The 3,557-nt window shown below is 68.3% G+C and carries 5 protein-coding genes; all 5 read right to left on the minus strand.

Going from position 1 to position 3,557, the window contains the following annotated elements; genetic code table 11:
• Positions 1–204: 204 nt before the first annotated feature.
• Positions 205–1,545 (minus strand): 4-aminobutyrate--2-oxoglutarate transaminase, encoded by a 1,341-nt coding sequence (gene gabT, locus VIR15_RS02480; RefSeq protein WP_331925887.1) that lies wholly within the window; start codon positions 1,543–1,545, stop codon positions 205–207.
• A gap of 144 nt (positions 1,546–1,689) precedes the next feature.
• On the minus strand, positions 1,690–2,259 hold the full coding sequence (locus tag VIR15_RS02485) for a dihydrofolate reductase family protein (protein ID WP_331925888.1): 570 nt from the start codon (positions 2,257–2,259) through the stop codon (positions 1,690–1,692).
• 17 nt (positions 2,260–2,276) lie between these two features.
• A complete protein-coding gene (locus VIR15_RS02490) occupies positions 2,277–2,735 on the minus strand; it encodes a VOC family protein (RefSeq protein ID WP_414654900.1) in 459 nt (152 codons plus the stop codon).
• A gap of 10 nt (positions 2,736–2,745) precedes the next feature.
• Entirely contained in the window at positions 2,746–3,228 is a 483-nt protein-coding gene (locus tag VIR15_RS02495; RefSeq protein ID WP_331925889.1) for an SRPBCC family protein, read from the minus strand.
• On the minus strand, positions 3,225–3,557 hold a 333-nt coding region (locus VIR15_RS02500; protein ID WP_331925890.1), incomplete at its 5' end, for an ArsR/SmtB family transcription factor. The genes VIR15_RS02495 and VIR15_RS02500, both read right to left, overlap by 4 nt.

The following is a 3,557-nucleotide window of genomic DNA, read 5'->3' on the forward strand; positions in this document are numbered from 1 at the left end:
GTAGGACCGTGTGGTCCACGGCTCCCGAGACGTACTTCTCGAGCCCCAACACCGCACGGAAGCCGGCGGGAGCCACCTCACTGACATCAATTCGTCGTGTCATACCAGCACGACGGACGGCGCCCGCCCCGGCGTGACACCCAGCCACGTGACCTGGCTCACATGCCTCAGCAAGCCAGCTCAGCGGCATACGGGCGAAAGGGCTCAGCCGACCGCCTTGGCGAAGGCCGCCTCGAAGACGTCAAGCCCCTCGGACAGCAGCTCGTCGGAGGAAGCAAGCGGCGGCAGGAAGCGGAACACGTTGCCGTAGGTCCCGCACGTCAGGGTGACGAGCCCCTGTGCGTGACACTCGCGGTTGACCGCCGCCGTCAGCTCGGCATTGGGGGTGAGATCCCCAGCGCCGCGCACCAGCTCGATGGCGAGCATCGCCCCACGCCCGCGGATGTCGCCGATCTGCGGGAACCGCTCCGCGAGCGCCCGCAGGCGCGGCAGGAACAGTGCCTCGACCTCGCGGGCCCGACCGCACAGGTTCTCCGACCGCATCGTCTCGATGGCTCCGAGCGCCGCGGCACAGGCGACCGGGTTGCCGCCGTAGGTGCCGCCGAGGCCACCGCCGTGGATCGCGTCCATGATGTCGGCGCGCCCGGTCACGCCTGCGAGTGGCAGGCCCCCGGCCATGCCCTTGGCGGTCGTGATGAGGTCAGGGACCACGCCCTCGTGCTCGCTCGCGAACCAGTCACCAGTCCGGCAGAAGCCCGTCTGCACCTCATCCGCGATGAAGAGGATCCCGTGCTCGCGGCACCAGTCCGCCACCTGCCGCACGAAGCCCGGCGCCGGCACGATGAACCCGCCCTCGCCCTGGATCGGCTCGAGGATGACGGCGGCGAGGTTCTCCTCACCCACCTGCGTGTGCACCTGCTGGACGAAGACGTCGAACGACTCCTTGGCACAGTCCGCCGGTCCGCCCGGCCACCGGAACGGATAGCTCATCGGCGCCCGGTAGACCTCGCCGGCGAAGGGGCCGAACTTGTGCTTGTAGGGCATGTTCTTGGCGGTCAGCGCCATGGTCAGGTTGGTCCGCCCGTGGTAGCCGTGGTCGAAGGCGACGACCGCCTGACGGCCGGTCACGTGACGGGCGACCTTGACGGCGTTCTCGACGGCCTCGGCGCCGGAGTTGAACAGGGCGGAGCGCTTCTCGTGGTCGCCGGGAGTGAGCTCATTGAGGGCGTCGCACACGTCGAGGTACTCCTCGTACGGCGTCACCATGAAGCAGGTGTGGGTGAAGTCTGCGACCTGCTGCTGGACGCGCTCGACAACGCGCGGGGCGGCATTGCCGACGGTGGTCACGGCGATGCCGGACCCGAAGTCGATGAGCTGGTTCCCGTCGACGTCGACGAGGATGCCGCCGCCCGCGCGCTCGACATAGACCGGCAGTCCGGTGCCCACACCGGCGGAGACAGCCGCGACCTTGCGCTGTTGGAGTTCGAGGGACCTGGGGCCGGGGATCTCGGTGTGGAGGACACGCTGCTGGGTGACGTTGGTCATGGGGGCACTCTAGATCCGGCCGTATGCCGCTGTGCTCGGTCCCGCTCCAAAGCGCCCTTCGCGACGCTCCCCCGTAGTCGAATGTGCAGTTCGCGACGCGTGGAGGAGGTCGCGAACTGCACAGTCGATCCCTCTTTGTGCCGGCTAGCGCCGGACGCGATAGCGCAGGTGGACCGCCTGGGGCGATTCCTTCAACTCCAGCTGCTCGAGCTGGACGTGCCCGAGGTCGAGGCCCTGGAAGACCGGGAGGCCGGAACCGAAGAGAACCGGGACCACATGGATCGACAGCTCGTCGACGAGGCCGGCCTCGAGGTACTGCCGTGCGACGTCTGCGCCGCCCATCACGGTGACGACCCCGTCACCCGCGACTTCCCGGGCCTGCTCCAGCGCGGACTCGATGCCATCCGATACGAAATGGTAGACACCTCCCTCCGGCACCTCCTCCGGTGCCACGTGGGTGAGGACGAACACGGGCCTGCGTGCGGGCCCTGAGGGCCCGTCCGCGCCCCACCAGCGGATCGAGTCGTCGTAGTTCCTGCGTCCCGTGACGACCGCTCCCAGCTGCTCGATCCGGGACGTCAGGTAGTCCGTGTCCTGCGTCCACTCGTGCAGCTGCTCACCTCCATCACCCAAGGGCTGGTCGATGGTGCGATGGGATGCCGCCATGTAGCCGTCGAGGGACATGCTGGTGTCGAAGACGACGGTGGCGTTCATGGTTGCTCCAATTGTCGTCAGGGCTCGACGTCGTCGCCGAACCTGTTCCGGTGCTCGTGCGGGATGAGCGGGGTCTCGCCGCGGACCTTGAGCTGCTGGACGGCCCACGAGTTGCCATCGGGGTCGGTGAACCCGAAGAACGTGCCACCGTCCCGTGGGTCGATCACCTGGATCTCGGAGCACTCCACGCCACGGCCGACGAGCTCCGACCGGGCCACCTCGGCGTCGGCCACGCAGAGCTGCACGCCATGGAGCGACCCCGGCGCCATCTGGTTCTGCGAGGGCAGGTTGCCGATGACGATCGAGCAGCCCGAACCCCGCGGGGTGAGCTGGGCGACGTGCATGAACTCGTTCTCCGTCTCATGGTCGAGGTGGAACCCGACCTCGTCGCGGTAGAACGCGATGGACCGAGCCAGGTCCGAGACCGGCACGAGGACGACCTCGAGGGTCCAGTCCATCGGCGTTGGTGTCGTCATCGCCCGGGCCTCAGGCGTTCGCCGAGGCGGCAACGAGTTCGTCGAGGCGCTCGTAGCCCTCGCGCATCCCTGTCTCCATCCCACTGGCGACCATGGCGTCCCTGCCCTCGACGGTGCGCCCGATGGAGCGGCCCTCGAGACGGCAGCGGCCGTTGCCCAGGTCGACGAACCTCATGAACTCGATGGCGACCTCGTCGGGCGCACCCTCGAACTCGAAGGTCTGGATCGCGAGGTCGTTGTCCCGGACCGTGTGGAACGTGCCGTGGAAGCCGAACTCACCATGGTCGGTCTTGTGGACGTAGCGGTAGCCGCCACCGGAACGGAAGTCCCAGCGGTCGACCTCCATCACGTAGCCGCGCGGGCCGAGCCACTGCTTGACGAGCTCCGGGTCGCGATGCGCGTTGAAGACGGCCTCGACCGGCGCGTCGAACTCGCGGGTGAAGTCGATCCAAGGGACACCGGCGGGGATGTCGAGCTTCAGTTCGTTGCTCATGTCTGTTTCTCCTGTGATTGCGGTGGGTTCTGCTGGGCGAGCAGCGCGTCCAGCGCACGGAACTGCTGCTCGTGGATGAGCCGGTAGCGGTCGATCCAGGCCGTGAGGGCCTCGAGCCGCCCCGGGTTGAGGTGGACCGGTCGACGCTGGGCATCGCGGGTCCGGGTGACGAGGTCGGCCTGCTCGAGCACCTGGATGTGCTTGCTGACCGCCTGCTTGCTGATCTCGAAGGGCTCGGCGAGCTCGTTGACCGTTGCCGGTCCGCGGGACAGCCGGGCGATGATCGCGCGACGGATCGGGTCGGCGAGCGCCGCGAACGCGCGGTCCAG

Origin of the sequence: Intrasporangium sp., assembly GCF_036566125.1 — a bacterium.
Lineage (GTDB): Bacteria > Actinomycetota > Actinomycetes > Actinomycetales > Dermatophilaceae > Intrasporangium.